This window comes from Pseudidiomarina sp. PP-1MA (assembly GCF_041200125.1).
Classification (GTDB): domain Bacteria; phylum Pseudomonadota; class Gammaproteobacteria; order Enterobacterales; family Alteromonadaceae; genus Pseudidiomarina; species Pseudidiomarina fusca.
In genome coordinates this window covers 1,576,607-1,603,361 of sequence record NZ_CP165718.1, presented here as the reverse complement: position 1 = coordinate 1,603,361, position 26,755 = coordinate 1,576,607, and the positions used below count along the sequence as shown (strand labels likewise).

General features: G+C 48.4%; 28 protein-coding genes. 16 read left to right on the top strand and 12 right to left on the bottom strand.

The genetic code is table 11. The features are described 5' to 3' along the window. The first annotated feature begins 58 nt into the window (after positions 1-58). Both seqA and pgm read left to right on the top strand, forming a co-directional pair. Positions 59-646: a replication initiation negative regulator SeqA gene (gene seqA, locus AB8S08_RS07695; protein WP_369742393.1), complete on the top strand. Its 588-nt coding sequence runs from the start codon at positions 59-61 to the stop codon at positions 644-646. Then, a complete protein-coding gene (gene pgm, locus AB8S08_RS07690; protein WP_369742392.1) occupies positions 646-2,286 on the top strand; it encodes a phosphoglucomutase (alpha-D-glucose-1,6-bisphosphate-dependent) in 1,641 nt (546 codons plus the stop codon). Before seqA ends, pgm begins: the two co-directional genes overlap by 1 nt. Here the strand turns inward: pgm and AB8S08_RS07685 are convergent. Continuing rightward, positions 2,283-3,548, bottom strand: a complete 1,266-nt coding sequence (locus tag AB8S08_RS07685) for an MFS transporter (RefSeq protein WP_110075313.1) — start codon at positions 3,546-3,548, stop codon at positions 2,283-2,285. The two genes, pgm and AB8S08_RS07685, sit on opposite strands and share 4 nt — an antisense overlap. 131 nt (positions 3,549-3,679) lie before the next feature. Here AB8S08_RS07685 and AB8S08_RS07680 point away from each other — a divergent pair, with 131 nt between their 5' ends. Both AB8S08_RS07680 and hda read left to right on the top strand, forming a co-directional pair. Then, positions 3,680-4,975 (top strand): DUF2066 domain-containing protein, encoded by a 1,296-nt coding sequence (locus AB8S08_RS07680; RefSeq protein WP_369742391.1) that lies wholly within the window; start codon positions 3,680-3,682, stop codon positions 4,973-4,975. Then, positions 4,972-5,670 (top strand): DnaA regulatory inactivator Hda, encoded by a 699-nt coding sequence (gene hda / locus AB8S08_RS07675; protein ID WP_110075311.1) that lies wholly within the window; start codon positions 4,972-4,974, stop codon positions 5,668-5,670. The genes AB8S08_RS07680 and hda overlap by 4 nt, the downstream gene beginning before the upstream one ends. On the opposite strand, the gene AB8S08_RS07670 is transcribed toward hda, so the two are convergent. From AB8S08_RS07670 to arsC, 3 genes are read right to left on the bottom strand one after another with little or no spacing between them, the layout of a single operon-like run. Further along, positions 5,667-6,089, bottom strand: coding sequence for a DUF2069 domain-containing protein (locus AB8S08_RS07670; RefSeq protein ID WP_369742390.1), 423 nt, complete (start codon positions 6,087-6,089; stop codon positions 5,667-5,669). The two genes, hda and AB8S08_RS07670, sit on opposite strands and share 4 nt — an antisense overlap. 37 nt (positions 6,090-6,126) lie before the next feature. Next, the gene (locus AB8S08_RS07665) at positions 6,127-6,708 is read right to left on the bottom strand and encodes a flavodoxin family protein (protein ID WP_110075310.1); all 582 of its coding nucleotides are present in this window, start codon (positions 6,706-6,708) and stop codon (positions 6,127-6,129) included. Between the two features lie 11 nt (positions 6,709-6,719). Beyond that, the gene (arsC, locus tag AB8S08_RS07660; protein WP_369742389.1) at positions 6,720-7,073 is read right to left on the bottom strand and encodes an arsenate reductase (glutaredoxin); all 354 of its coding nucleotides are present in this window, start codon (positions 7,071-7,073) and stop codon (positions 6,720-6,722) included. 77 nt (positions 7,074-7,150) lie between these two features. On the opposite strand from arsC, the gene AB8S08_RS07655 reads away from it, so the two are divergent. After that, positions 7,151-7,627 (top strand): TlpA disulfide reductase family protein, encoded by a 477-nt coding sequence (locus AB8S08_RS07655; RefSeq protein ID WP_313932187.1) that lies wholly within the window; start codon positions 7,151-7,153, stop codon positions 7,625-7,627. Here the strand turns inward: AB8S08_RS07655 and AB8S08_RS07650 are convergent. Then, complete coding sequence (locus tag AB8S08_RS07650) at positions 7,624-9,138, bottom strand: M48 family metalloprotease (RefSeq protein ID WP_369742388.1); 1,515 nt, start codon at positions 9,136-9,138, stop codon at positions 7,624-7,626. The two genes, AB8S08_RS07655 and AB8S08_RS07650, sit on opposite strands and share 4 nt — an antisense overlap. A gap of 160 nt (positions 9,139-9,298) precedes the next feature. On the opposite strand from AB8S08_RS07650, the gene AB8S08_RS07645 reads away from it, so the two are divergent. Further along, positions 9,299-10,393: an AI-2E family transporter gene (locus AB8S08_RS07645; protein WP_369742387.1), complete on the top strand. Its 1,095-nt coding sequence runs from the start codon at positions 9,299-9,301 to the stop codon at positions 10,391-10,393. Here the strand turns inward: AB8S08_RS07645 and bcp are convergent. Further along, on the bottom strand, positions 10,390-10,860 hold the full coding sequence (gene bcp, locus AB8S08_RS07640) for a thioredoxin-dependent thiol peroxidase (RefSeq protein ID WP_369742386.1): 471 nt from the start codon (positions 10,858-10,860) through the stop codon (positions 10,390-10,392). The genes AB8S08_RS07645 and bcp overlap by 4 nt on opposite strands. Before the next feature lie 157 nt (positions 10,861-11,017). On the opposite strand from bcp, the gene dapA reads away from it, so the two are divergent. Genes dapA through purC form a run of 3 tightly spaced genes read left to right on the top strand, consistent with a single transcriptional unit; the run spans position 11,018 to position 13,724 of the window. Continuing rightward, positions 11,018-11,902, top strand: coding sequence for a 4-hydroxy-tetrahydrodipicolinate synthase (gene dapA, locus AB8S08_RS07635; protein WP_369742385.1), 885 nt, complete (start codon positions 11,018-11,020; stop codon positions 11,900-11,902). A 2-nt stretch (positions 11,903-11,904) separates the two neighbouring features. After that, on the top strand, positions 11,905-12,972 hold the full coding sequence (gene bamC / locus AB8S08_RS07630; RefSeq protein WP_110075303.1) for an outer membrane protein assembly factor BamC: 1,068 nt from the start codon (positions 11,905-11,907) through the stop codon (positions 12,970-12,972). A gap of 38 nt (positions 12,973-13,010) precedes the next feature. Continuing rightward, positions 13,011-13,724 (top strand): phosphoribosylaminoimidazolesuccinocarboxamide synthase, encoded by a 714-nt coding sequence (purC, locus tag AB8S08_RS07625; RefSeq protein WP_110075302.1) that lies wholly within the window; start codon positions 13,011-13,013, stop codon positions 13,722-13,724. On the opposite strand, the gene AB8S08_RS07620 is transcribed toward purC, so the two are convergent. Genes AB8S08_RS07620 through AB8S08_RS07605 form a run of 4 tightly spaced genes read right to left on the bottom strand, consistent with a single transcriptional unit; the run spans position 13,725 to position 16,052 of the window. Continuing rightward, a complete protein-coding gene (locus tag AB8S08_RS07620) occupies positions 13,725-13,871 on the bottom strand; it encodes a DUF2897 family protein (RefSeq protein WP_110075301.1) in 147 nt (48 codons plus the stop codon). Further along, positions 13,859-14,572 carry a M15 family metallopeptidase gene (locus AB8S08_RS07615; protein ID WP_369742384.1) on the bottom strand — a complete coding sequence of 238 codons (714 nt, stop codon included), beginning with the start codon at positions 14,570-14,572 and terminating at the stop codon, positions 13,859-13,861. Before AB8S08_RS07615 ends, AB8S08_RS07620 begins: the two co-directional genes overlap by 13 nt. Next, a complete protein-coding gene (gene dapE / locus AB8S08_RS07610; protein WP_110075299.1) occupies positions 14,566-15,690 on the bottom strand; it encodes a succinyl-diaminopimelate desuccinylase in 1,125 nt (374 codons plus the stop codon). Before dapE ends, AB8S08_RS07615 begins: the two co-directional genes overlap by 7 nt. Continuing rightward, on the bottom strand, positions 15,687-16,052 hold the full coding sequence (locus tag AB8S08_RS07605) for an ArsC family reductase (protein WP_110075298.1): 366 nt from the start codon (positions 16,050-16,052) through the stop codon (positions 15,687-15,689). The genes dapE and AB8S08_RS07605 overlap by 4 nt, the downstream gene beginning before the upstream one ends. 311 nt (positions 16,053-16,363) lie before the next feature. On the opposite strand from AB8S08_RS07605, the gene yfbV reads away from it, so the two are divergent. Continuing rightward, entirely contained in the window at positions 16,364-16,777 is a 414-nt protein-coding gene (yfbV, locus tag AB8S08_RS07600; RefSeq protein ID WP_110075297.1) for a terminus macrodomain insulation protein YfbV, read from the top strand. Positions 16,778-16,782: 5 nt separating this feature from the next. Here yfbV and xthA read toward each other — a convergent pair whose 3' ends face one another. After that, positions 16,783-17,589, bottom strand: a complete 807-nt coding sequence (gene xthA, locus AB8S08_RS07595) for an exodeoxyribonuclease III (protein WP_110075296.1) — start codon at positions 17,587-17,589, stop codon at positions 16,783-16,785. Positions 17,590-17,745: 156 nt separating this feature from the next. Here xthA and AB8S08_RS07590 point away from each other — a divergent pair, with 156 nt between their 5' ends. Genes AB8S08_RS07590 through AB8S08_RS07570 form a run of 5 tightly spaced genes read left to right on the top strand, consistent with a single transcriptional unit; the run spans position 17,746 to position 23,121 of the window. Then, positions 17,746-18,813: an alpha/beta hydrolase gene (locus tag AB8S08_RS07590; protein ID WP_369742383.1), complete on the top strand. Its 1,068-nt coding sequence runs from the start codon at positions 17,746-17,748 to the stop codon at positions 18,811-18,813. A gap of 11 nt (positions 18,814-18,824) precedes the next feature. Continuing rightward, the gene (gene hemH, locus AB8S08_RS07585) at positions 18,825-19,925 is read left to right on the top strand and encodes a ferrochelatase (protein ID WP_369742382.1); all 1,101 of its coding nucleotides are present in this window, start codon (positions 18,825-18,827) and stop codon (positions 19,923-19,925) included. 22 nt (positions 19,926-19,947) lie between these two features. After that, the gene (locus AB8S08_RS07580) at positions 19,948-20,223 is read left to right on the top strand and encodes a hypothetical protein (protein ID WP_110075293.1); all 276 of its coding nucleotides are present in this window, start codon (positions 19,948-19,950) and stop codon (positions 20,221-20,223) included. Continuing rightward, the gene (locus tag AB8S08_RS07575) at positions 20,220-21,713 is read left to right on the top strand and encodes a phospholipase D family protein (RefSeq protein ID WP_110075292.1); all 1,494 of its coding nucleotides are present in this window, start codon (positions 20,220-20,222) and stop codon (positions 21,711-21,713) included. Before AB8S08_RS07580 ends, AB8S08_RS07575 begins: the two co-directional genes overlap by 4 nt. Positions 21,714-21,759: 46 nt before the next feature. Further along, positions 21,760-23,121: an MBL fold metallo-hydrolase RNA specificity domain-containing protein gene (locus tag AB8S08_RS07570; protein ID WP_369742381.1), complete on the top strand. Its 1,362-nt coding sequence runs from the start codon at positions 21,760-21,762 to the stop codon at positions 23,119-23,121. A gap of 20 nt (positions 23,122-23,141) precedes the next feature. On the opposite strand, the gene AB8S08_RS07565 is transcribed toward AB8S08_RS07570, so the two are convergent. Then, positions 23,142-24,527 (bottom strand): DASS family sodium-coupled anion symporter, encoded by a 1,386-nt coding sequence (locus tag AB8S08_RS07565; protein ID WP_369742379.1) that lies wholly within the window; start codon positions 24,525-24,527, stop codon positions 23,142-23,144. 136 nt (positions 24,528-24,663) lie between these two features. On the opposite strand from AB8S08_RS07565, the gene AB8S08_RS07560 reads away from it, so the two are divergent. Beyond that, positions 24,664-26,694, top strand: coding sequence for a BCCT family transporter (locus AB8S08_RS07560; protein ID WP_110075290.1), 2,031 nt, complete (start codon positions 24,664-24,666; stop codon positions 26,692-26,694). The last annotated feature ends 61 nt before the right edge of the window (positions 26,695-26,755 follow it).

Genomic DNA, 26,755 nt, shown 5'->3' with positions numbered 1-26,755 from the left:
AATAGCGTTTTGGTGAACCTTGTAAAACCACCCACAACTTAAAAGAAGCGAACGGGTAATGACAAAACGCATTGAAATTGATGACGAATTATACCGATTTATTGCCGGTCATACACTGCATATTGGCGAGAGTGCTTCGGCTATTTTACGGCGGCTGCTAAATTTACCTGCGGTAGTAGCTACCACCAGTACCACCGAGGCTGGTAGCGAACAGCCCACTGCAGCACCGGTAGTTGCTCAGCCACCAACCACACAACAAGCGATTGTGAACGCCAGTGAGCGCACGGAAAAGGTATCTACGCCAGCCGGTCGGCAGATTTTTGATGTGATGACCCGAGCCGATTTAGCCGGGCAACGCAGCGTTGTAGCACGCTTTCTCTATATTCTTAGTATGCTTTATAAATGCCACGCTAAGCAGTTTGACCAAGTGCTGCAGATTAGCGGTCGCGACCGCCAATATTTTGCGAAATCTGAAGCTGAATTAGCGGCCAGTGGCACCAGCACTAATCCCAAGCAGATTCCGGATGCACCTTATTACGTGGTGACTAATAATAACACCACCCGCAAGAAATCGATGTTAACGCAGGTGGCACTTGAGTTAGGTTACAGCGAGCAACAGGCAGAAAAAATCAGGGACTTTTTATAATGGCGATACATGCACGGGCCGGACAGCCCGCACAAGCAGAAGATTTGACCAATATTGCGCAGTTAGTTAGCGCATATTTTGTCAATGATGTGGACCCTCGCGATCCAGCGCAACAGGTAAAATTCGGTACTTCAGGGCATCGTGGTTGTGCCTTAGACTGCTCCTTTAATGAGGCACACATTCTAGCTATCAGCCAAGCCTTGGTGCGCTATCGTGAAGAGCAGGGGATTACTGGGCCATTATTGGTGGGGCGGGATACCCATGCTTTGTCTGAAGCCGCATTTATGACGGCCCTAGAAGTTTTTATTGGTAATGGCATTGAAGTACAGGTTCAAGCCGATGATGGCTACACGCCAACGCCGGTTATCAGTCATGCAATTTTGCGTTATAACCGCGGTCGTACTCGCGATCTAGCGGACGGAGTGGTGATTACTCCTTCGCACAATCCACCAACCGATGGCGGCTTCAAATACAATCCTCCACATGGTGGCCCTGCCGATACTGATGCAACTAAAGTCATTGAAAAATATGCGAATGCGTTATTATCATCGGAGCTTTTGGGCGTAGAAGCCGTGTCCTATGCTGAGGTACGAGCTAGTCGCTTACTGCAGCAAGTGGATTGGCGCCAGGCGTACATAGATAGTCTGCCTGAAGTGATTGATATGGAAGCTATCGCCAAGCAAAAGATTCGGATTGGCGTGGATGCGATGGGCGGTGCTGGCGCAAGTTATTGGGCCTTAATTGCAGAGCAATACGGCTTAGACATCGAGGTTCATAACGCCGCAGTAGATGCTAGTTTCCGGTTTATGAGCCTTGATAAAGACGGCAAAATTCGAATGGACTGTTCGTCTCCTTATGCTATGGCGTCCTTATTAAAATACAAAGATAACTATGATATCGCCGTAGGTAACGATCCTGATTATGATCGCCACGGTATAGTAACGCCCACCCATGGATTGATGAATCCTAACCACTATTTAGCTGTTGCGATTGATTATTTGTGTTCACAGCGCCAATGGTCGTCAACTCTGGCTATTGGTAAAACCTTGGTATCTAGTGCAATGATTGATCGTGTCGTCGCTGCGCATCAACGTGAGCTGCGCGAGATGCCGGTTGGGTTTAAATGGTTTGCGCAAGAATTGCATCAGGGCATCACGGCATTTGCCGGTGAAGAAAGTGCCGGTGCAACTTTTCTAGACAAGCAAGGGCAAGCTTGGACCACCGATAAAGACGGTATCATTTTAGCGCTATTGGCGGCTGAGATTTGTGCGGTAACAGGGCGTAACCCTAGCCAACATTACGATGAACTCTGTGCCAAGCATGGTACCAGTTATTATCAACGCGTGGATGTCAGTTCATCGAGCGAGCTGAATGCCGCTTTTGGTGATATTCGTGCCTATAAGCTAAAGATTGCTGAGCTAGCAGGTGACAGTGTGCTAGATATTACCACCAAAGCACCGGCCAACGGTGCCCTTATTGGCGGGGTTAAAGTCACCACAGCCAATGGGTGGTTTGCAGCTCGGCCATCAGGTACTGAGCCAGTGTATAAGATCTATTGTGAGAGCTTTGTCAGCGCTGAACATCTTGCTGAAATGACCAGCCAAGCTCAGCAACTGGTGCATAGCTGGCTGCAGGGTTAACGCCCCGCAGCAGCTTCGTCGTCTTGATACTCTTGCTCATCAGCTAAGCTGGTGAGCAATTCATCGGAGGTTTGGGTCGGGGTTAACATCGCGTAAGCACTGTGACTTTGGTCTTCAGGTTTGGCACGGCGAGTCACACGATAGAGTGAGTAGCCGCAGACAATACTGGTGAGCACCATAATCAATAAAAAGAAGTAATCTACCGCACCAAACTGCATCAATGCTGCCACCGATGGCGCGCCTATAATAGAACCCATGCCACCTACTTTAATGATGGCCCCAGTTGCACCAACCATTTGGTCTTTATCTAAAAAGTCGTTGGTGTGAGCCATGCCGAGAGAATAGAGTGGCAGGGCGCAAGCGCCAAACAAACCTACACATAAATAGATTAACCACACCGTTTCTGAACCCAATTGTGATAACACAAAGGCCATGATGGCGGCAGTACCAGCACAGGCAGCCATAATAAAGCGTCTATCGATGTGGTCTGATAACAAGCCTATTGGTGCCTGTGCCAACATGCCGCCTAAAATAAAGGCGGCCATAAATAACGACACTTGCCCTACGCTTAAGCCGATATAGGTGGCGTACATCGGGCCGATACCATAGAACATGGCATAACAAGCTTGCATGATAAAAGCACTGACCATGCCCAAAGGCACTACCTTCAATAATGAGCGAATGGGCACTTTCTTGGCTTCGTGGGTGGTTGGTTCAACAGTCACGCTGATTAAGATCGGGATCAACGCTAAGTTGATCAGCAGGGCAACAATCGCAAAGGCAAGGAACCCAGCCGGGTCAGCAACCCCGAGAATTAATTGCCCAGCCACTAAACCACCGTAAATAAGTACTAAATATACCGACAACAAGGTGCCACGGTTTTTATTGTCAGCCATGGTGTTAAGCCAGCTTTCCACGATCACAAAGATGGCAGAGATAGCAAAACCGGTCAAAAAGCGCATTAGGAACCAGACTACCGGATTAACCCAAATGGCTTGAATTAGAATTGAGGCAGCGGCTAAGGCTGCTAAGCCACCGAAAGCGCGAATGTAGCCAACCCGCCGAATATCTTTCGGGGCCCGCGTGGTGCCAAATAAGAAGCCGATAAAATACGCTGACATGATCACCCCGGTGGTGAGGGTGCCGAAGTCTTCAATGGTAGCGCGCAAACTCAACAAGGTGCTGGTCATGCCGGTACAAATACCAATTAGGGTAATGCTGGTCAGCAGAGAGCTAATAGCGCGCAGTTGTTGTTTTAACATGGCGGCAATCCTTGTGCGTTGCGGTGTATTTTTGGGCGGCAATGATGGAAAGTTTACCACGTTGTGAAAAATTCGGAAACGTCAAGAGGTTATCCACAGCTTGTTACTTGCTCCTGGTTCGTAGGCTGTTTATGATGCACCTATTGTTCTTATCTGAGGTTGCTATGATCGCTGCAGTGATGAAACCCCTATGGCTGGCATTGACGCTAGCACTGGTCTTAGTGGCAGCTACGCCAGCGCCGGTCCAGGCGGCACTTGAGTTGACCCGCATGTATCAGGCGGAAATCGCCGTGAATGACCAATCGGTGGCACAACGTAACCAAGCGTTGCGTGAAGCACTCACCTATACCTTATTAAAAGTTTCTGGCGACGAGCAGGTGTTATCCCACGACTTAGTGCAATCGGCATTGCAAAATGTGAGTAAATTTGTGGTGCAGTATGGTTATCGGCAAGCGCCTGCAGTAACCCAGCCAAAAAGTAACTCCAGTAACCTTAGTAATGATGATACAAGTCCAGCTCCAGCGCAGGAGTTACAGCTATGGGTACAATTTGACCAACCGCAAATAGACCGTTTGTTACAAGAAGCGGGTTCTGGCGTATGGAGTAATTTACGCCCGGAGTTGTTAATTTGGACCGTCTATGAAGACCTCAACTTACGGCGCCGGTTACTCGGTAGTGGCGATAATCACGAGGCTAGCGAGTTCATGCAGCAGTTGGTGACTCACGCACAGACTCGCGGTTTACCCATTAAGTTGCCCTTATTAGACCTAAATGACAGCATGTCAATAAGTGTGCTTGACGTGTGGGCACGGTTTGAGGATACCTTAGCTTTTGCCAGTAGTCGTTATAGCCCAGACGGAGTTATTACCGCTCGCGTATACCAAGCCGAACCAACCCCCAGCGATGCCGCAACTGCAGCAGCCGCCGAGTCAGCCCCGCAATGGGTACTTGATTGGGTCTTACAATTAGGCGAGCTGCGTTGGCGGGGCGAGGTGAGTAGTTCCGAACAAGTGCAATTAGCTCAGCTTTTTATTAGTGATGTAACGGCACAATTGGCACAAAGATACCGGATCAGTAGCCATGCAGGTAGCACCCAACAATGGCAACTACAGGTACAAAATGTCACCTCGTTAACGCAGGCTATCGCCGCCGAGCAATTCTTGTTAGCCTTACCGTCGGTGGCTAATGTGCAACTTGAGGCTTATGGCGATCACACCGCACAATTTAATTTATTGCTGCAAACCAATCCTGGCCAAATACTGCAGGCTATCGATCTATCCAAGCAGATGCGACCGGTTTCGGTGCCCGGGCAAGAGACTGAGCCAGCGCAGCCCAATTATCGCGAACGTTTCTTGGCTCCACAGAAGCCAGAACAACCACCAAAAACACCGCCGATGCCGGTGTATCGTTGGGTTGGTAACGAATGACGCAAGCCCAATTACCTCTTGCTATTCAGCTTCCTGATGATGAGACTTTTGCGACCTTTGTGGTGGGAGATAATCAGGATGCGCTAGCGCTGGCGCTTACGCACACCGACACCTTACTATACTTGTGGGGTGCTCATGGCGTGGGTAAGAGCCACTTATTACATGCCATCTGTGCAGAAACGCAAGAACCTTTAATGTACGTGTCGTTGCGCGAACTTTATGGGCAAGTGCAACCGCAGGTATTGCAAGGATTAGAGCGCTACAAGTTAATCTGTCTCGACGATATTGATAGCGTAAGCCATGATCCTGATTGGTGCTACGAGCTATTTGCCTTGTTGAATCGCTGTCGCGATCAACAAGTACAACAGCCGCAGCAGGCGTCGCGATTATTGGTGACGGCGCATGCCGGGCCTGCTGCATTAGAAGTGGCCTTGGCCGATGTGCATTCGCGGCTACAATGGGGTGTGGCACTGCAACTGAAAAGCTTAAGTGATGGCGACAAAGCGCAAGCGCTGCAGCTGCGAGCAAAAACCTTAGGCTTGCATTTAAGTGCAGATACTGCGCAATTTATGGTGCAGCGCTTGGGGCGTGATATGCGTACGTTGATGGCCTGCTTGAAGCAACTAGATAGAGCATCGATTGTCGCCAAACGGCGTCTAACCACGCCGTTTGTCAAACATGTCTTGGGTATTTAAGTTTGGTCTTTGAGTTTCTTCAGCCCTAAGCCCTGAGCTCGGCCTTGAGTGCGGGCGTAGCCGGTGCAGCCAACAAACGCAATACAAGTTAAAACAAGCTCTGCTACCGCTAGATATTTAGCCTCGGTAGCTACCCACAACAGCGTTAAACTATGTAAAAAATACCACATCAAAATGAAGTTGGCCCACGCATGCGTGTATGGTTTGCCGCGAATGATACCGGGCGCAGCAAACAGCAAGGGTAGTACCCAAAACAGCAACCGAAAGGTCAAACTGAGCTCGCTGGTTTGGGTGTAAAACAGTTGCCACAGCACCATAAACAATAATAATCCGATATAGCCAGTTAAAGCCATAACCCGAAACGTACGAATGGTTTCAGCAGAGGCAATAGGTTTACTGGAGTTAGCATCGTTCGTCATAGAATTCTCACCGTTGTTTGACCGTCAAGAGATGGGCTTAAGCCGCCGCTTTTAATGTAATAGCGAGGCTGGCAACGCGCCGGCCTAGCGCAATAGCACAGGCATATTCGTCCTTACTCAACGCCGTTGCAGCATGGCCAACATGGCTGGCACCGTAAGGTGAGCCACCGGTTTGGGTGGTTTGAATAGCCGGCTCAGTGTAAGGAATACCGCATAGCATCATGCCATGATGTAACAAAGGTACCGCCATCGCTAACAAGGTTGATTCTTGCCCACTATGCATACTACTGCCAGAGGTGAAAACCGCCGCAGGTTTGTCTTGTAAGCTACCTTTTAACCAAGCTCCGGCCGTGGTTTCCCAAAATTGCTGTAAATGTGCACTCATGTGACCAAAGCGAATAGGGCTACCTAAAATTAATCCGTCACATTGGTTAAGCTCGTCAGCGCTAAGCTCTAAATCACGTGCGCTGGCTGGCTCACCTGGTGCTGCGACCGTGCGGAGTAGGGCAACTGCACCCGTTTGTTCAACCCCAGCAGCAATCGCATCAGCGAGTAACTGAGTACTGCCATTACGGCTGTAATACAAAATAATAATCTGAGTTAGGTTGGCATCTGCCATGGCTGTCGTCCTTAGGCCAGTAGCTCAAGCACAGACTCAGGCGGACGCCCCAAGCGAGCTTGCTCAGCGCGTACTACGATGGGGCGCTCAATTAACTTAGGATGAGCTACCATAGCTTCAAGTAGAGCTTGCTCGTCGGTTTCTGCGGCCAGATTCAGCTCTTGATAAATGGCTTCTTTGGAGCGGATCAATTCCCGCGCCGAAACCATGCCGAGTTGCTTGACTAACGTAGCTAGCTGGCTTACCGTCAGCGGAGTTTTAAGGTACTCAACAACCTCAATCGATGCTCCTTGTTGCTCTAGCAACTGCAAGGTTTGTCGACTCTTCGAACAACGAGGATTGTGGTAGATGGTGACAGTAGTCATGTCTGAGTATCCTTTTGGCTAAAATCTACGTATAACAAGAATAAGAGTAAATTACGCAATAGCTTAAGGGAAAGCATATGGTTTGTCGATTATTGAAAGGCGCAGGACAACTGGCAGGTGTAACCTTGCTAGCACTCACGTTAACGGCCTGTAGCAACGAGCCTGAGGCTGATTTTCATTCAGATCAACATGGGCCAGAGCAATGGCAACAGCTGCAAGGACGTTACGTGGTAGTGAACTATTTTGCAGAATGGTGCGCGCCTTGTTTACGTGAGCTGCCTGAACTCAATGAGTTTCATCATTTGTACGGTGACCAAGTGAGCCTTTACGGGGTGAGTTTCGATGGCTTAGACAACGTTGAGCTAGCTGCCTTGCGTGAGCAATACAGTATTGAGTTTCCTCTCATTCAAAATCAGCCCTTGCCGAATTTGCCGTTCGCCACCCCGAATGCGTTACCAGCTACTTATATTGTCACCCCAGCGGGTGAAGTAAAAGGACCGTTATTAGGTGAGCAAACCATTCAATCGCTGAAAAATGCCACCGGTTTGAATTAATTACGGAGCTCGTCAACTTGCCGCTTCTGCTCCATGAGTTTATCGATGCGAGCTTGTAAGCGGCGTTTGTCGAGGTCGTGAGCATTTTGCTTGTGAGCGCTATGGAGATAATTAATCGATTGATCGAAAGCACCATGCAGCGCTGCCAAGTCTGCTTGCACTTCGTACATGCCACTAATATTGCCATTCAATCGATAGGCCGTAGAGAGTAAATCTAAACTTACGATATCTTGCGGATTGCGTTGTAAAAAATCACGCAGTAAATCGATAGCTAGTTGAAACTTGCGCGCTTTTACCGCGGCGTTGGCAAAGTTTAAGGTAATGGTACGTTCATTAGGCTGTCGCATATAGGCTTGCTCTAGCAATCTTAAAGCCTCGTCATAGCGTTCTTGCCCTAATAAAATATCCGTTTGCACATCAAGATAGAACGTATTGCGTGGGTCTGCTTGCAGCAAAGGTGCCAGCGTTGCGGCTGCTTGCTGGTGCTGATTGTTGTCGAGATACCAAATCGCCAAACCGTAGCGAGCTGCAGTTGCATACTCAGCAACATTAGAACTCATAGCTCGTTGCAATTCAGCTTCAGATTTTTGCCGTAAATGTCTGGTTTCGGCTCGTATTTTTGCTAACCAGAATTGCTGTTCATCGCGTTTAACCACTCTTGGCATTAGCGCTACTCGCTGCCGCGTGTCAGCCACCCGTGATTCAGTATAAGGGTGGGTTTGTAAAATCTCAGGTAGGCGCGTGGCGTAGCGATACTGCTCTGCTAAGCGGCCGAAGAAATCGGGCGCGCCGTTTGGATCAAAGCCCGCTCGCGCAAGAATATCGATACCTACCCGGTCGGCTTCTTGCTCAAATTGCCGGGTGTAGTTGATTTGTACCTGTTGCGCCCCAGCCGTGGTGGTGGTCATTGCCGCCATGCCTAGGGTAGGGTTAATCACTGCCAATAATAAAGACCCCAGAAAGGCTGACATAGTGGTGGCGGAATTAGCCTGCATACGCTCCATATTTCGCACTATGTGACGTTGCGAGACGTGGGCGATTTCGTGGCCTACTACCGCAGCTAATTCGGATTCAGTGCGGGCAGCAGCGATTAATCCGGTATGCACACCAATATGCCCACCAAAGAAGGCAAACGCGTTAATGGCGTCATTATTTACCCAGAAAAAAGTATAGGGGAAACGCACATTGTCGGTAACCCGAACCATACGGCTGCCCATATCATGCAGGTATTCATCTAATACAGGATCGTGAATAAGTGGCGCCGATGCACGTATTTGTCGCATGTAAAGATCACCATAAATAAGCTCACGCTCGATCGACATCACCCCTGCGCCAGCGGTACCTATCTCTGGCAGCCGGTCTTGGGCGCTAACTGGGGTCGAGGTGGTTGCCGATAAACTTAAAAGTAAGCTTAAAGCTATCGCACTGAAAGCCCCGGCACTCGTCTTGAGCGCTGCTTTAGGAGATGTCTTTGATTTGCTAGATAGTGCTAAATGACGCTTCAACTGCATGATTTCTTACCTTAAATGATGTAGCTATGAGTCTAGTTGACTGAAAAGGTTCCGTGAATTTCAGTTCAGCTACTGTAACTCTTAGCCCGACCCAGCTATCATGTGATATCTCACAAGCAACTGCAAACGCTAACAGGCTTTTTAGCAAGGAAACTTGAACATGTTGCAATACTTAAAAGACTGGTATACCCGCAAGTTCTCAGATCCTGATGCTGTTACCTTATTCCTATTATTAGTGACTAGTTTTGCTGTCATTATCTTTTTCGGGGATATCCTAGCCCCTATCATTGTTGCCTTAGTGTTAGCCTATTTGCTTGAATGGCCGGTGCAGCGGCTACTACAAACCGGATTGCCCCGGTTAACCTCGGTACTCGTGGTGTATACCGGCTTTATAGGTGTCTTTATCATCTTACTGCTGTTCATGGTGCCAGTGATTTGGCAACAAACGGTCACCTTAGTGGCCGAGCTGCCGCAAATGCTTAGCCAACTCAAAGTATTGCTTAACCGTCTACCGGAAATGTTTCCTGGCTACATTAGCGAGGCTAATATCAATCATTATGTGCAAAGCACCACCGAGAAACTGCTCGCGTTTGGTGAGAATTTACTCAGCCAATCCCTTAGCCGTCTCGTGGGCGCCATGGCACTCCTCATTTATTTGATTGTGGTGCCATTACTGGTGTTCTTTATGCTTAAGGACAAACGGCAGCTTTTGGATCACATCAACGCCATCTTGCCCAATAATCGCCGCCTTATTTCTCAAGTAAGTGATGAAATGAACCTACAGATCATGAATTACATTCGCGGTAAAGCCGTCGAGGTGGTGATAGTGGGTGTGGTGAGTTATTTATGTTTCACTTTATTTGATCTGCGCTATGCCTTGTTACTCGGGGTGTTGGTTGGTTTTTCAGTGCTCATTCCTTACATAGGTGCTGCCGTAGTTACCTTACCTGTGATGCTGGTGGCCTTGTTCCAGTTTGGCTGGAGTGCCATGTTTGCTTGGGTGATGATTACTTATCTGGTGATCCAGGCGCTCGACGGTAATGTGTTGGTGCCCTTGTTATTTTCTGAGGTGGTGAATCTTAATCCGGTTTACATCATTGCCGCAGTTTTAGTGTTTGGCGGATTTTGGGGATTCTGGGGTGTGTTTTTCGCGATTCCGCTAGCTAGTTTGGTGAAGGCGGTGATTACCGCCTTACGATCGCCGCCAACCGTGGCTACTGAAACAAAGTTAGCGGACCAAGAGGCTAACAGTTAGGCATCAGCTAAGTAGTCGAGGACCACTTGGTGATGATCTTTGGTTTTAAATTTATCAAAGACATGGGCGATAGTCCCATCTTGGTTAATCAAAAAGCTCATGCGGTGAAGGCCATCATAAACCTTACCCATGAACTTTTTTTCACCCCAAACGCCAAAGGCTTCGGCCACTTGATGATCTTCATCACTAAGTAAGGTGAAATTGAGCTGATCACGTTCGCTGAATTTTGCTAAACGAGTCGGCGCATCCGTGCTAATACCTACGACGGTGATGTTATGGGCGGCAAATTGTTGTTGGTGGTCGCGTAGTTGCTGGGCCTGCACTGTGCAACCTGGGGTCATGGCTTTTGGATAAAAATAGACTAAGACACGTTGTTGCTGCAGTAACTGCGCTAAGGCAACCTCGTTTTGTTGGGCATCAAGTAACGTAAATTGTGGGGCTTTTGCACCTGCCGCTAATGGCTTCATACTGCGCTCCTAGTTCATACATGAGTGAGATTACGATACTCATCATAAAAGATGCGCCGCAGGAGCGCAAAAGATCAATCAGCAAAGATGAACCAGCGCTTGTGTTTGAAGGGTGGTAAAAGTACCATGGAATTCAGAAAAAGATTAAGGGGTTTGTATGTTAACAGGCAGTATTGTTGCGCTGGTGACGCCATTTACGCAACAGGGCAATATTGATTACACAGAATTAGAAGCCTTAGTTAATTGGCATTGCGAGGCTGGTACCGATGGTATCGTTGCCATGGGTACCACCGGTGAAGCCGCGACTATGAGTCATGATGAACATGTCGATGTGGTCAGTGCAGTTGCTGAAATCGCCGCGGGGCGTATTGCAGTTATTGCTGGTAACGGCTCGAACTCTACCGCGGAAGCGGTCAATCTAACTGAGCGCATGAGCCATCTGCCTTTGGCCGGCTTTTTAAATGTGAATCCTTATTACAACAAGCCTTCGTTGCGCGGGCTTATTGCTCATTACACGGCTTGTACTCAAGCCAGCGATTTGCCACAGTTACTGTACAACGTGCCTGGGCGAACCGCGGCCGATTTGTTACCCGAACAAGTGGCTGAACTGGCTCAAATCCCGAATATTGTCGGTATCAAAGAAGCTACTGGTGATTTAACACGAGTGGCACAACTGGAAGAACTTTGCGGCAAAGATTTTATTTTATTGAGTGGTGACGATCCTACTGCCTGTGAATTCTTGTTGCGAGGTGGTCATGGGGTTATCAGTGTGACTGCGAACGTAGTGCCAGCCCAAATGAAACAGATGATTAGTGCGGCGGTAGCGGGCGAGCGCGAGCAAGCTGAGCGTATTGATAGTGAGTTGGCTGCATTGCATGAAGCGATGTTTGTGCAAGCAAACCCGATACCGGTGAAGTGGGCACTAGCCTTGATGGATAAATTACGCCCAGTTTATCGATTACCTATGACTGAGCCGGAACTTCCGCAGCAACAACATATCGAACACATACTAAAACAAGCTGGATTAATCAAAGCGGAGTAAGAATGAAATTAAAATTAATCGCCTTGGCCTGCTGCAGTGCAGCCATGGCTGCTGGATGCAGTTACACCCCAGCCGGGCAAGCGCAAGGATCGTTTGAATACACAAATGTGCAGCAACGCCCAGAATTACAAGCCGCTGATGGTTTAAACAAGCCGGTTAGCACTAACCGTTACGAAATCCCACCGGTACCTGCGAGTGAGCCTATTGGTACTGACGTCGATATTAATGCGCCAGTGGTAGTTTGGCCCTTAGCTGATGGCAGCCGGGTAGAAGAAACCGAGCAACTGCCACGCATTTACTTTGATGAGCTTGAGGGGATGACTAATATTTCTGATTACGTGTGGAACTCGGCATTGCAAGGGTTACAAGCGCGTAATATCGGAGTTGTAGCCACCCAAGATAAACAAGTGATTAGTACCGACTGGCTAACTACTCAGTATCAAATTGGTGAGAACGAAACGCCCTTGCAAGTTCAACGGCGCTTTAACTTAATCATGGAATCTGCGCCACACGGTCGCACTGCGTCCTTGTTGGTTGAAGTTGCAGAGCGGCAAGATAAGGGTCCAACTATTGGTGCGGTACTTGCCTCTAAACAAGATCGTGATGCCGCTGCAGGGTTGTTAAACCAAGTAGTTAGTGAAATTGCTATCATGCAATATCAAGGCGTCGGCAGCTTAACCGAAGACGGTACTTTAGCGATTGATGCAGGCTTTGATGATGAAGGCTCGCCAGCGATGGTATTGGGCGCTAGCTTTAACTTCAGTTGGACCTTAATGGCCAGCGTCGTAGAAGAATTGGGCTTTGAAATTGATGACTTAAATCAGTCTACGGGGCGTTATTATTTGGATTACGATAAAGACAAGTCAGGTGCTTCAAGCCTAGCTTTTTGGCGTAGTAGCAAAGAAGGCAAGTTAGATATTGCCAATGGTAGTTATGAGTTAAAAGTGACCGGTGATAGACGCCGTACCACTTTAACTTTCTTCACCAACGGCGAAGCTTTTAGCGCGGCTGAGTTAAATCGAATTTTTGCGCCTGTAGCTGCTGAAATTAAACGCCAAAGTGAATTATAATAGGCGCTTCTTACACCTGCTTGGAGACCTAGTTGCTCATGGAAAAACGTACTGAATTGTATCGCGGAAAAGCGAAAACTGTGTTTACCACGGATAACCCAGACCGCTTGATTCTTGAATTCCGCAATGACACCTCAGCTTTTGATGGTGAAAAAGTAGAGCAGCTAGACCGTAAAGGTATGGTCAATAATAAGTTTAACAACTTTATTATGAGCAAACTTGAGGCTGCTGGTATCCCCACTCAATTGGATAAGGTATTGAGCGATACTGAAACCCTAGTCAAAAAACTTACCATGATTCCGGTCGAGTGTGTGATTCGTAATTATGCTGCAGGTTCGTTAGTGCGTCGTCTTGGGGTTACCGAGGGGCAACAGCTAAATCCGCCCACTTTTGAGCAGTTTCTGAAGAATGATGCCTTGCATGATCCTATGATCAATGAATCGTTAGCGATAAGCTTTGGTTGGGCTACCGCCGAGCAATTAGCCAAAATGAAGGAATTAACCTTTAAAGTGAACCAAGTATTGCAAGCCTTGTTTGATGAGGCTGGCATGTTGTTGGTAGATTTTAAACTTGAATTTGGTGTTGATAGCGCTGGTAATATTGTCTTAGGCGACGAGTTTAGCCCTGATGGTTGTCGTTTATGGGATAAAGAAACCCGCAAAAAACTAGATAAAGATCGCTTCCGCCAAGGTTTAGGTGGGGTGGTTGAAGCTTACGAAGAAGTGGCATCACGTTTAGGTGTGCCACTGTAACTAAGCGTCTTTATCACTATCCCAATCGTCATCATGCCGCTGCGAGTGTTCTACTTTCGGCGGCATTTTCATAGGTGCGGTATGGCGTAACAGCATGATATTGCCAATGACAATACCAAAAACGATAAGTAAGGCTATCCAAACCATGCGCTGGCTCCTGTCACCTCTGGGCTACAGATGGTATCGACATACCGCTGTTTTAGTTCAGTTAACTGCGCCAAGATATAGCTTTTACCAGCAATATCAGCCTCAGTTATGACTTGTCGCAATAGCTCATTGCTTAATTGTTGTTGTGCGGCTGCAGCACATTCAACATGGCTGATGTGCCAAGGTTCAGCTGCCACCCCACCTTGATAACGAGCGTAGGGAAAGAAAAAGCCAAACTCTTGTGCATGGCTCTGTAGCCATTGCCACATGGAATAGCAGGGGCCGCCCTCTTGATACTCGTTAGCAACCAGCTGTAGCTTGCTCTGTTGAGCAGCAAAAGGGCGTGGGTCGTAGACATCTAAATCTGTGCCCCAATGATGGCGACTCGCGCCGGGTAGGGCAGAATAAAGCAAAATCGCCTCGACTTTTTCCCCAGGGCTTAAATGCTCGGTAGCTAGTTGTTCGCCACGGTCATTGTATATGGGGAGCTCACCATAAAATTTTCTATTCCAAATGCTTAGCTGTCGGTCGAAGTCACGAAAACTCGAAGCAACAGCAACTTCAATGCCGGCACTTGCCGCAGCCTTTTGCATGGCGGTAAAGGCAGCGGCCACCGGTGCTTGTAACAACACCTGCGGCGCATCAGGTAACGCCTCTAAGTGACTTGTTGTACGACCGGTAAGTTGCGCTGCCGTTAGCATAGAAGGTGCTCCAGAATGCGCTCATAAATATCTGTGAGAAGTTCCAGATCTTGTTCTTTAACACATTCGTTTACTTTATGGATGGTTGCGTTCACTGGGCCTAGTTCGATCACTTGGGCACCTGTTGGCGCAATAAAACGGCCATCTGAGGTACCACCAGCAGTAGATAACTCAGTCGTGCGCTCTGTGATTTCCGTGATCGCCATTTGGGTTGCTTCCAGTAAGCGTCCTGATTCGGTGAGAAAAGGCTCACCGTTTAGCTTCCATTGCAATGAGTAATCAAGGTCGTGCGCATCTAGAATGGCGATAACCCGTTGTTTTAAACTTGCGGCAGTGCTTTCAGTACTGAAACGGAAATTAAACTGCAGATGAAATTCACCAGGAATAACATTGCCGGCGCCGGTGCCAGCATGCAGATTGGAAATCTGAAAACTGGTGGGCGGAAAATACTGATTGCCGTCATCCCAATGTTCAGCACATAACTCGGCGATGGCAACAGCTGCTTTGTGTACCGGATTTTCGGCTAAATGGGGATAAGCCACATGACCTTGAATACCAAACACCACCAAATCACCAGTGAGACTACCGCGGCGGCCATTTTTAACCACGTCACCCACAAGGTTAGTACTCGAGGGTTCACCGACCAGACACCAGTCGATCTTCTCTTGTCTCGCTTCTAACGTCTCGATGACCTTGGGCGTGCCATTGATAAACGGGCCTTCCTCATCACTGGTCAGGAGAAACGCAATACTACCTTGATGATCCGGGTGTTTCTGCACAAAACGTTGGGTGGCTTTAACCATCGCCGCTAAACTGCCTTTCATGTCAGCAGCCCCACGGCCGTACAAATACCCCTCGTGGCGAGTAGCAGCAAAAGGCGGGAAGCGCCACGCATGTTCTGCTCCAGCTGGGACCACATCGGTATGCCCAGCAAAACAGAATAACGGAGCCTTGGTGCCGCGGCGGGCCCATAGGTTGGTGGTATCAGCGAACACCATAGACTCCAATTTGAACCCTAACGGTTGCAGGTAACTCCCAATAAGCTCCTGACAACCTTCATCGGCGGGAGTTACTGAGGGGCGCTGAATAAGCTCACAAGCTAATTCAATGGTACTCATGGGGTAAGCTCTAAAAATTGTTGCCAAGCAGTACTATTAAAACCAGTCAGGTAGCGGTCTTCTTGTGCTAGCAAAGGGCGTTTCATTAGTGTGGGATACTGCTGTAACAAGGCAACGATGGCGGCATTGTCGCCTTGTTTCACACTTTGTTGCTGGGCACTGGTTAATTCTCGCCAACTGGTACTGCGCTTATTGACTAAAGCATCAGCTCCCAGTTGCTGTAGCCAGGTACTTAAAGTAGTGCTAGCAACGGGTTCGACCCGCACATCGTGAAAACGATAGGTTATTTGGTGTTGTTCTAACCATTTGCGTGCTTTTCGCACGGTGTCACAATTGGTGATGCCATAGACAGAAAGGCTCATGGATAAGGTCTCTTGTTATAGTTTAGTGTTGCCAGTTATTCTACTATTGTAGTGTTCATCGCAGCATTGATCTACTATAACGATATTCTGGCAAAGGCGCTGTGAATTCTCCACAAATTATGTGGATAACTCTGTGGGTTAGCTGCTTTGAACTAAGTAAGCCATTGAAAATAATGGAAAAAGTTTTGTGGTTGAATAGTGACCAGTTTGTCTGAAGAATGATCTGTCAAGGTTTATCTAAAGTATTTTCACCAGCGACTTGGATGAACGCGGTGCGTTAACTCATTAGCATCAATAAGAGTATCCTGACTATGAGCCAATCCTTTTGGCAGAGTTTTAAAGATGGCCAAGCTTATGCTGCCATCTGGCCTAAACATTCAGTAGTAGCAGCCATGACGGAATCACGAGTGGTTCCAGCTGTTCGCTTAGCTGCGCGCTGGATGCCAGCCCTAGCTGTGCTGAACTTTGTGTTGCAGTGGCAGCTACAAGGGCTGGCGATGCAACCGCAAGGCATCGTCACCTCATTATTCATGCTGAGTTTGCCGTTTCAAGGCTGGTACTGGCTGGGTAAACGCGCCAACAGCAAGTTGGATGCGCGGTTACAGCATTGGTATTTAGATTTAACGCAAAAATTGCAGGTGCAGCCGCGGCCAGAGCCGCGCTATATGGATTTGGCTAAGCTGATCCGTAAAGCGCTGCAGGAGCTACCACCGGATCAGCATTAGCAATCTTAGAACTGAAAGGTAGACCAAATAGGGGCATGATCGGACGGTTTTTCGATGCCGCGCAATTCATAGTCAATCCCACTATCAATGCATTGCTCAGCTAACACTGCAGTGGCTAAGATTAAATCAATGCGTAACCCGCGGTTATCATCAAAGCCACGTGAGCGGTAATCAAACCAACTAAATTGATCCATGCTATCTGGATAGCGAGTGCGGAAGGTATCTACCAGCCCCCAATCTAGGACGCCATTAAGCCACTCGCGTTCTTCCGGTAAAAAACTGCACTTGCCGGTGCGTAACCAGCGCTTCGCATTATCGGCACCAATCCCGATATCACAATCTTGATGAGAGATATTCACATCCCCCATCACAACTAAAGGTTGGCTAGGATCTTGCGTGGCTAAGTATGCCATTAAATCGGCATAGAATTTTTCTTTAGCTGGAAACTTCAACGGATGGTCGCGGCTTTCGCCTTGCGGAAAATATCCATTTAAAATGCGAACACTACGACCTTCGTCGCTTTCATAGTCGCCCATAATCATGCGTCGTTGCGCATCCTCAGCGTCTCCAGCAAAGCCATACTGGACATTAGTGAGTGGTTTTTTACTGAGTAAGGCAACGCCATAGTGGCTTTTCTGGCCAAAGAAGACCACGTGATAGCCCATCGCTTCAACGTCTGCGAGCGGAAATTGTTCATCATGAACTTTGGTTTCTTGTAATCCGATAACATCGGGTTGGTGTTTGTCGATTAAAGCTTGTAGCTGGTGCAATCTGGCACGAAGACCGTTGATATTAAAAGAAATTAATTTCATCAAAAACTCTCATTTCGGTTCATTCTAAAAGTTATCGGCAAGCATAGCAGATTGCCGCAATCGGTGCGACAGTGGGCTGCCTTGGGGTATTAATTCAGGTATACTCGAAGCATAAATTATCAAAAATCATCAGGTTGTATTACAGGGCAGTGAATCATGGCAGGCGATTTAATTCGAGTACGAGCTGGACGACACGCGTGGCAGCAGATTAAAGAACAGGGATTGCGACAACAAGATATTGAGTTGTTGCTTGGTGCCTCTGGTGGGCCTAAGTGGTTTATTTTGCAAGGCTTAGATAGGTATTTCTTTGGTGATTTCTTTGCCGAGCGGCAGCGTCCACTGAATACCTTAGGAACTTCCGCTGGCGCTTGGCGTTTCGCCAGTTTAGGCCAGCAAGATCCTGTTGCTGCAAGTGACTTGTTTTGCCGCTTGTACCGAAGCCAAACTTACAGTGCTAAACCTGATGTTGCGGAAATCACGGAAGAGGCACGCAAGTTATTGCATGAGTACATTCCTGATGCCGCAGTGGCTGATATTTTACAACAAGATCGATTTCATCATCATTGGATCGTGACTCGTTGTCGTGGACTTACGGCGCACGAAGGCAAACGTCAACTGCTGGGATTATTAGGCTCGGCCGCCGCCAACAGCGTTAGCCGTAAGTGGTTGGGACGCTTTTATGAGCGGGTGGTTTTTCATCATCCGCATGCAACTGCTGAGTTTAGTCGCGCTTGGCGTGATATGCCGACGGTACATGTTCCGTTAAGCGAGCAAAATTTTAAACCAGCCTTGCTAGCAACGGGCTCCATTCCCATGGTCTTGGCTGGAGTAAAAGATATTATTGGGGCACCAGCAGGTACCTATCGCGATGGCGGTATTACCGACTATCATTTTGATGTCGATTTGTCTGCCGTACCTGGATTGGTGCTGTATCCGCATTTTCATCAACAGGTGGTACCAGGTTGGTTTGATAAGAACTTAGGCTGGCGGCGTACGCATGGTAGACAATGGCCTAATGTGATCTTAATCACGCCAACAGACGAATTCATTGCGTCATTACCTTATGGCAAAATTCCAGATCGTACAGATTTTGCTAAGTTGTCGGTTCCTGATCGTTTTGCTTATTGGCAGCAAGCAGTACAGCAGGGACAGCAACTAGCAGCACAGCTGCAGGAATGGATTGAAAGTGGTGAAATTCGCAATAAAGTGGCCTTGTGGTCTTAGGAGAACAGCCAATGAAATTTACAGGTAGCCCCAAATTTAGCCATCAACAACGGGATCGAATTGGTGTGCTTATCACCAATCTTGGTACTCCTGATGCGCCCGATACGCCATCACTGCGACGTTATCTACGCCAGTTTTTGTCGGATCCTCGTGTGGTTGAGGTACCTCGCTTATTATGGTGGTTGATTCTTAATTTAGTGATTTTGGTGATTCGCCCTAAGCGTTCGGCGGCCGCCTATAAAACTGTTTGGACCGAGCGTGGTTCGCCTTTACTGTTCCATACGCAAGATCAACAGCGAGCTTTGCAACAGGCGTTAGCGCGCGATTATGGTGACGATGTGTTGGTGGAATTTGCCATGCGTTATGGTAATCCAAGCATTCAGCAAGGTTTACAGTCGCTGTTTGAGCAAGGCGCAAGAAAACTGATGGTGTTGCCTTTGTATCCGCAATATTCGGCGGCAACTTCAGGCTCAACCTTTGATGCAATAGCGGCAGATTTTACCCAGCGGCGATGGTTACCAGATTTCAGGTTTATTGCGCATTATCACGATTACGCGCCTTATATCAAAGCAGTTGCTCAATCGATTGAGCGTTACTGGCAACACCATGGTAAGCCTGATAAGTTAGTCCTGAGCTATCATGGCGTTCCTTTAAAATACTTGCACCAAGGTGACCCTTACCATTGTGAGTGTCATAAAACATCGCGATTAATCGCTGAGCAACTTGGTTTAGGCAAGGACCAATACGTGACGACCTTTCAATCACGATTTGGTCGTGAAGAGTGGTTGCAGCCCTACACTGATGCTACCTTAAAAGCATTACCGGGGCAGGGGGTTAAGAACATTCATGTGGTTTGCCCTGGCTTCTCGGCTGATTGTCTTGAGACCATTGAAGAAATTGGCGAAGAGAATCGTGAGTATTTTATCGAAGCTGGCGGCGAAAATTATGCTTACATTCCAGCTCTGAATGCTGAACCTGAGCATATTGAAGCGCTAGCTCAGTTGGTACGCGATAACTTGGTCGGATGGCAGTTACATCACGACGAGAGCGCTCGAGCAGCCCGCGCAGAAGCCGTACAAGCGGCATTAAAAGAGAGTAAATCTGACGGTTAACAAGCCGGTTAAGGAGTTCATCATGACAGTTGATAATCACCAGCAACCAGCTGCAACGAACGATGACCATAACAGTAGTACGGATGAGCGGCATCGGGTGTATCAGGTGAGCGCTAATCGTGGCCGAGCTAAGCACAAAATGCGCTACGTTGAAAGCATGATAGCCGATGAGGATAGTGGTGATTGCCGGTTGTGTCGCGGTGCTTTGGCACCTAATGATGAGGACCAAGCAGCCACCACCAATACGGGTGATCAGGCTGATACAGACCTGACCGCGAAGCCACCGAAAGCACCATGAACGCAGCTAGCTCGGCACCTCAGCCGGCCGCTTATGCTACTCCATTACAAACGCTGAAACGGCAACATCCGGGCTTAAGCGGGGTGTTGCCGTTAGTCGCCGCGCCCGATGCTTTTGCTACCCGCGTGTGGTTGGCGCGCCAAGCTCAACATAGCCTTGATCTGCAATACTACATTTGGCGACATGATCGTACCGGTACCTTATTATTTGAAGAATTGCATGCTGCGGCCGACCGCGGGGTGCAAGTGCGGTTGCTGTTAGATGACCACAATACCGCTGGGCTAGATGCCATTTTGTTTGGCTTACAGCGCCATCCTAATATTCAGATCAAGCTGTTCAATCCACTCAAATTGCGGCGCCCACGTTGGCTCAACTATCTGCTTGAATTTCGGCGTTTAAACCGCCGCATGCATAACAAAGCTTTTATTGTCGATCAGCAGGTGTTAGTAAGCGGTGGGCGTAATATTGGCGATGAATATTTTGGCGCCACCGATGATCGTCTCTTTGCTGATTTAGATGCAGTCATGGTTGGCCCAGTCGTGGATCATGCCGTCAGCCAGTTTGAAAGTTATTGGCAATGCTCAGCAGCAGTACCTATCAATCAACTCATCACCTTAACCAAGCCACAGCAACTGAGCCTGCTGGCACAACGCGCGCACGAGGTGAGCCAAGATCCGAAGGCCCAGCATTACATGCAAGCGTTACGGGATTCTAATTTTGTGCAGCAGTTAATCCAACACCAGCTTGAGTTTGTCTGGTGTGATATCAAACTTGTGGCCGATGCGCCCAGTAAAATCATGGGGCGGGCGCGTGGGCGACAGTTGTTGAGTCAGCAGTTACAAGAAGTGATCGGGCAACCGCAGCAGCGGGTACGCTTGGTTTCGCCATATTTTGTCCCAACTGCAACTGGGGTTAAACTGCTCACAGAGATGGCAGCTCGTGGTGTTCATATTTCAATTCTAACCAATGCGCTAGAAGCAACCGATGTGGCAGTGGTGCATTCTGGTTATGCTAAGTGGCGTAAGCCGCTGCTGCGGGCAGGGATTGAATTATTTGAATTACAGCGAATTTCGCCGTTAGCCCGCAAAAAAGAACGTCAACTAAGACGGCAGCGGCTGAAGGGGAAAGAGCGGTTGGGTAGCTCAGCATCAAGCTTGCATGCAAAAACCTTCAGCGTCGATCAACAACGGGTGTTTTTAGGTTCGTTTAACTTTGACCCACGCTCTGCGCAATTGAACACTGAGCTAGGGTTTGTGATTCACAGTGAAGTTTTGGCGAAACGTATTGATGATGCCTTTGTTGAAACTGTACCCAACTACGCTTATAGGCTAGTGTTAGAACCACATGTCCATGCCCAGCGAGCGAAACTCGTTTGGCAAGAACGTCTGGGTAGTCAAATAAGTCAATATCATAGCGAACCAGGCACCTCTTGGTGGCGTCGGATGGGCATGAAGACCCTAGCGCTGCTGCCAATTGACTGGTTGCTTTAGCGAATACGGAGTAGCCGATTCGCCTTTCTTAAGCCAAGGAGTATGTATGCGATTAACCTTTTTAGGTGCAGCCGAAACGGTAACAGGCTCTAAGTATTTGCTCGAAACTGCCACCACGCGAGTGCTGATTGATTGTGGGATGTTTCAGGGGTACAAATGGCTACGGCGGCGCAATTGGCAGCCGCTACCATTAGGGATTAATCATGTTGACGGGGTCGTGCTTACTCATGCTCATCTCGATCACTCCGGCTTTTTACCCGTGTTGTATCGTGAAGGTTACCGTGGCCGAGTGTTTACTCATGCTGCTACTGCTGGCTTATGTGGCCTCTTATGGCCTGATAGCGGCAAGATCCAAGAAGAAGACGCAAAGTTCTATCAACGCCATAAGTTAAGCAAACACCAAAATCCAGAACCTTTGTACGATGAAGCCACAGCAGAAGCAGCCTTAACACTGCTTGAGCCGGTTGAGTTTCATCAGCCTTTTAGTATTGGCGATATTCAGTTCAGTTTACGACCAGCAGGACATATTCTTGGAGCTGCTAGTATCATTGCTGAGGCTGACGGCGTGCGGATTGGTTTTAGCGGAGATGTTGGGCGCCCTAACGATATATTAATGATGCCTCCAGAGCCCCTGCCTGAATTAGATGTCTTGTTATTAGAAGCAACCTATGGCGATCGTCGCCATGATCCGGAAGACCCTTGGCAACAGTTAACTGACGTCGTAAACGAAACCGCCAGCAGTGGTGGGGTGTTACTGATCCCAAGTTTTGCCGTAGGACGGGCTCAGTTGTTGCAGCATATGCTGATCACCCTGATGCAGCAAAAAAAGATCCCTCGGATGCCGATTTTCTTGGATAGTCCAATGGCTATCAATGCATCTGAGCTGTATCAACAATTTCATCAGTATCACCGCTTAACAGCCGAGCAATGCTATGCCGCTGCAGCAGGAGTTGAATACACCAGGCATGTAGAAGATTCGAAACTAATAGCACAGCAAACTGGGCCTCATATCATTATTGCTGGTAGTGGGATGGCTACTGGTGGGCGCATCTTGCATCATTTTAAACATTGGCTGGGGGATCATCGCGCAACCGTCTTGTTTTCTGGCCATCAGGCTGGCGGCACACGTGGTGCCAAAATGGTGCAGGGCGTTGAGCGTATCAAGCTGCACGGTGAGTGGCTGCCCGTGAAAGCTCGTATTCGGCAGCTTAACGGTTTGTCAGGGCACGCCGACTACAGTGAAATAGGTGATTGGCTGAAGGCCTCCAAGCTACCGCCACAGTTGCAGATCTTCTTGGTGCACGGTGAGCCTGATAGTCTTGAGGCCATGTCGGATTACCTCAAACAAGAAACCCCATTTGATATCAACGTGGCTGATTATATGGGCGTGCAGCACTTCAAGCGCTAAGCCTGCGGGCTTAGCGCAGTTTATACCAGCACCAGCACCAAGGCGGTGGTAAGCACCGCCAAGATAATATTCAACATCAGGCCTTCGCGTACCATATCTTTGATGGTGACTTGATTGGATGCAAATACAATCGAGTTTGGCGGTGTTGCAACGGGCAAACAGAAAGCACAGCTACAGGCAATCGTCGCAGGAATCATCAGCACTTCTGGGGGTAATTCTAAAGCGGTTGCAGTAGCAGCTAAGACCGGCATTAACAAAGTAGCGGTGGCGGTATTGGATGTCACTTCAGTTAAGAAGCTTACCGCCAAAGTTAAGGCTAGAATCAAGAGCCAGAGAGGCAAGCCTCCAAGCCCAACTAAAGCTTGTCCAATAATATCGCTCAGCCCGCTCGAAACAAACCCTTGGGCGAGCGCAATACCACCGGCAAACAGCAGCAAAATCCCCCATGGAATAGCCACCGCATCCTGCCATGTGAGCAACGGTGAGCCTTGCTTATCGGTCACAATAAAAAGTGCTAGTACTCCAGCGAAAGCGACCGTAGCATCGCCAACACCAGCCAGCCCTAGCCAATCGGTCCAACCACCGAAAGGAGCGGTACGGGTTATCCAGAGTACAATGACGGCGCCAAATATCCATAACACACGGCGTTCGTTACTTTGCATGGTTGGTAGGTTGGCTAAGTGGAGCGTAACGCTACCTCTGAGTGAGCGCGTTAACCACCAAGCAATGACAGGAATACCGATAATCACCAAGGGTAAGCCTATTTGTAGCCACCGTAAAAAGCCAAAGCTGGTGCCAGTATAGCTCTCGTAAACCGAAGCAAAAATTAAGTTGGGTGGGGTGCCGACAAGGGTAGCGACGCCACCTATTGAAGCTGAATAGGCTAATCCGAGTAACAACGCCCGCTGAAATTTATGATCATTCGCAGCCTCGGCCAATGCTAAAGCGACTGGCAAGAGCGCTAGCACGGCCGCCGTGTTAGAGATCCACATCGACAAAATAGCAGTAGCTAACATAAAGGCAAACACCATACGCCGCCCGCTGCTAGCGCCAAGACGCTTCACTAAACCAAGCGCGATGCGTTTATGCACACCGCTAACCTCAACTGCTTTGGCGAGCATGAAAGCACCCATAAACAGCAGAATGATGGGATTACCTAAGGCGGCTGAGACCTCATTGACGCTCGCGACACTGCCCAAAGGTAACAAAATAAAAGGTAGCAACGAGGTTACTGGTAATGGGAGGGCCTCGCTAATCCACCACCAAGCCACCCAAATGGTGGTGGCTAAGGTCCAAGCCGCTGGTGCCGGCATTTGCCCCCAGTATTGAGCTAAAAGATAGCTCACAAGTGCTGCTAACGGTCCCAGCCATAGTGGATTAATCCAAGATTTTAAGCTTTTTAGCATGGGCGAGGCTCGCTGGTTAAAGGTTATCTAGCTGGGTTTTTACGTGAATGACTAATTTAGCAGAAACTAAGTTTATTTGAAATTTTAACGCTTTACGCATAGGGTAAAAAGAAACAACGTACAGGAGAAAGGATTTATGTCCGCAACCAAAGCGAAGTGGAACTCCGCTATTTTGGCACCGGTCTTTATACCGGCTGTTGCCGTCATCGCCTTGTTAGTGATAGGCACTCTAAGTAATCCCGAGCTAGCTGGCGAGGTGTTCAGTGATGTGTTGGCCTGGATAACTGCTGATTTTGGCTGGTTCTACATGCTAGCGGTCGCTATTTTCTTAGTTTTTATTGTTGTGGTCGCTGTCTCCAAGTGGGGTCGAATCAAACTTGGGCCTGACCATGCAGAGCCTGAGTATAGTTTTGTGGCTTGGTTCGCCATGCTGTTCTCGGCTGGTTATGGCATAGCCTTGCTCTTTTTCGGGGTGGCTGAGCCCGTGCTGCATTACGCAAGCCCGCCGATGGGGGCACCAGAGACGGTCGATTCTGCTAAGCAAGCCATGCAAATAGCATACTTTCACTGGGGCTTTCATATTTGGGCTATATACGGCTTGGTTGGTTTGGTGTTAGCTTACTTCTCTTTTCGTCATGGTCTGCCGTTGTCGATGCGTTCTACTTTGTATCCACTCATCGGCGAGAAAATCCATGGTCCAGCTGGGCATGCAGTTGATACCTTTGCCATCTTAGGTACCATGTTTGGTATTGCTACCACCTTGGGTTTATCGGTGATTCAAATCAATGCGGGTTTGCACTATCTGTGGCCCGATATTCCGATCAATTCAACCGTGCAGATTATCGCTATTGCGGTGATCACTGTGTTTGCCATTTTATCGGTGGTAGCGGGTCTAGACAAAGGGGTTAAACGACTCTCCTACGTCAATATGGTGTTGGTGCTCTTCTTATTGTTATTTGTATTTTTTGCTGGGCCAACGGTCCATATCTTGGAGACCTATTTACAAAACACCGGGGCCTACCTGAACAATATTGTTGAGCGAACGTTCAACTTGCAGGCTTATTCACGGAGCGATTGGATTGGTAACTGGACCTTATTTATTTTTGGCTGGACCATTGCTTGGGCGCCATTCGTTGGTTTGTTTATTGCGCGAATTAGTCGTGGCCGAACCATCCGTCAGTTTGTGTTCGGGGTGATGTTTGTGCCTACGATGTTTACGTTCTTTTGGTTCAGCGTATTTGGTGATACCGCATTGAATTTAATTATGAACGAAGGTTACACAGCCTTGATTACTGAAGTGCAAAATGATGAAGCTATCGCATTATTCAAGTTATATGAACGCTTGCCGTGGACTAACATCTTGTCGTTTGCCACGGTGGTATTGATTGTTACTTTCTTTGTTACCTCGTCAGACTCGGGCTCGTTAGTGATCGACTCGTTGGCGTCCGGTGGACGTACCGACACGCCGGTATGGCAACGGGTATTCTGGGCCTCGTCAGAGGGAGTTGTGGCAGGGGTGTTATTACTTGCTGGAGGGCTAGGAGCGTTACAAACCGCAGCTATTGCCAGTGCTTTACCTTTTGCGGTGGTGATTCTTATTGCAGCGTTTGGTATGTGGCGTGCGTTGGTTATAGAGGGGCATCAGCATGCTAGCTTGAAAAGCGCAATGCGTACTCACCGTCGTGGGGTCCATGCAGGGCCATCCTATTGGAAGAAGCGCTTAGCCGGAGTCGTTGATTTCCCTAAACAACAAGCAGTGCGAGAGTTTATTGAGCACACAGTGATGGAAAGTTTAGGTGATGTTGCAAAAGAACTTAAAGGGCAGCAATGGCTGGCCGAGACTAGCTTTGATACCGAAAATATCCGGGCTATTTTTAGCGTACAAAAAGACGATGAAGTAGATTTTACCTACGAGGTGCGGATGCGTGCCTATCAACGCCCCCAATTCGCGGTAGATAAATCGAATGGTAAGGATCGTGAATATTATCGAGCTGAAGTGTTCCTGCGCCAAGGTGGACAAGCTTATGATTTATACGGTTATGAGCCGGGCGATATTATTAACGACGTGATTAATCAATTTGAAAACTACTTGCAGTTTATGCATATCTCACCAGGGAGCTTACCTTGGGATTTAGAGCAGCATGATGACGACTTGAAATCATCGTAGTGATAGCGCTGTCTTAACGCAAAAGCCCCGCCCAGTGTAGCTGAGTGGGGCTTTTTTTAGG